Source organism: Vibrio sp. (assembly GCF_050299255.1).
Lineage (GTDB): Bacteria > Pseudomonadota > Gammaproteobacteria > Enterobacterales > Vibrionaceae > Vibrio.
In genome coordinates, this window is the sequence record NZ_JBNKVP010000175.1 from 1 (window position 1) to 1,744 (window position 1,744).

Annotated in this window: 1 protein-coding gene; it reads right to left on the bottom strand. The window is 52.3% G+C overall.

The window, feature by feature from the left end; translation table 11 throughout:
- Positions 1-164 precede the first annotated feature (164 nt).
- Entirely contained in the window at positions 165-1,703 is a 1,539-nt protein-coding gene (gene glpD / locus ACQY6F_RS18900; RefSeq protein WP_428776661.1) for a glycerol-3-phosphate dehydrogenase, read from the bottom strand.
- Positions 1,704-1,744: the final 41 nt, after the last annotated feature.

Genomic DNA, 1,744 nt, shown 5'->3' on the forward strand with positions numbered 1-1,744 from the left:
TAGCGAGCCTTCGATGTGTAAATGCAGCTCGACTTTCGGTAGTTGCTCGATTAGTGACAGATTCATTCAGGTTTCCCCCTTATAGTTATAGTGTCTTGAATGTTATTTCAAGATCATAGCGAACAGTGGCAATAATCCCAATAAGCAACCCGTCCCTTTTGTATCTAACCAATTTGGCGTTGCTCTACTGGCTTAAAACTTTGCCGCTGCAGATAATCTTGCAGCTGTTTTTGTTGGTCAATTGATAGGTATAAACCCAGTTTGCTGCGCCGCCACAGCAGATCCTGGCTATTGATGACCCATTCGTTGGTGATTAGATAGTCGACTTCATGCTGATACAGATCGTGGCCAAAGCACTGGCCCATCTGCTGCATTGACCCTATTCCTGAGAGCAGCTGCCAGCTTTGGCTACCGTATTGATTAACGAGTCGTTGTGCGAGGCCGGCAGGTAACCACGGATAGCGCAGGCACAGCGCGTGCACCAGTTGTTCCCGGCTACAGCTGAATTGACCGCCGGGCAACGCCTGGCAAGCTGTCCAGGGGGCCCCCATCTTGGGAAAGTAGGGCGCCAGTTTGACCATAGCCGCTTCGGCTAATTTGCGATAGGTGGTCAGTTTGCCACCAAACACCGATAGCAGCGGTGGGGCATTTTTGTCTGCTATCAGCTCCAGCGTGTAGTCACGAGTGATGGCAGAAGCGGAGGCGGATTCATCATCACACAATGGTCGTACGCCACTGAAACTCCAGATGATGTCTTGCTTAGCAACAGGTTTGGTGAAATGTTGATTAACGACATCCAGCAGATAATCAATTTCCTCGGCTGAGATAGAGACCTGGCGAGCGTCGTCGTTATACTCCAGATCGGTGGTGCCGATCAGCGAAAAGTCGTCCAGATAAGGGATGACAAACACAATGCGCCCATCGCGGTTTTGCAGGATAAAAGCGCGGCTGTCGGAATGAATTTTCCGCACCACGACATGTGAACCTTTAATCAGTCGGATATTGCGCGGTGCTATCGACGCCAACTGATGCTCAAAGAACTGTTTAACCCAGGGGCCAGCAGCATTGATCAGCGCTTTGCAGTAGCGCACTACGCGCTGGCCAGTTAGCTGGTCTTCCAGTGTCACGCGCCACAAGCCGGCATCCTGTTTGGCAGCCACCACTTTACAGTAGTTCGAAATTTCAGCACCGTTTTGCCATGCCGATTGGACATTGGCCAGCACCAATCTGGCATCATCAACCCAGCAATCGGAATACTCAAACCCGGTGTTTATTTCAGGTTGCATTCCCGGGTATTGGCTGAGATCAACCTGGCTGCTGGCTGGTAAGGTTGTACGCTGGCCTAAGTGATCATAAAGAAACAGCCCACAACGAATCATCCAGGCCGGACGCAGGAACGGCCGGTGAGGCAAAATAAAACGCATCGGTTTAGCCAGATGTGGCGCTTTATGCAGAATCACTTCCCGCTCGGCCAGCGCTTCCGAGACCAGGCGGAACTCGAAGTGTTCCAGGTATCTGAGACCGCCATGGATTAGTTTGGAGCTGGCCGACGAGGTCGCCGAAGCAAAATCCTCAGCTTCGTAAAGACCTACCCGCAAGCCTCTTCCAGCCGCATCGGCGGCGATCCCGGATCCGTTGATGCCGCCGCCGACGATGATCATGTCCAGCGGCGCGGAAAATTCTGCAGTGGCGAGACGGCTCATAGGGACCCCTTAGATTCAACGGTGGATGCAAATAAGGCAAG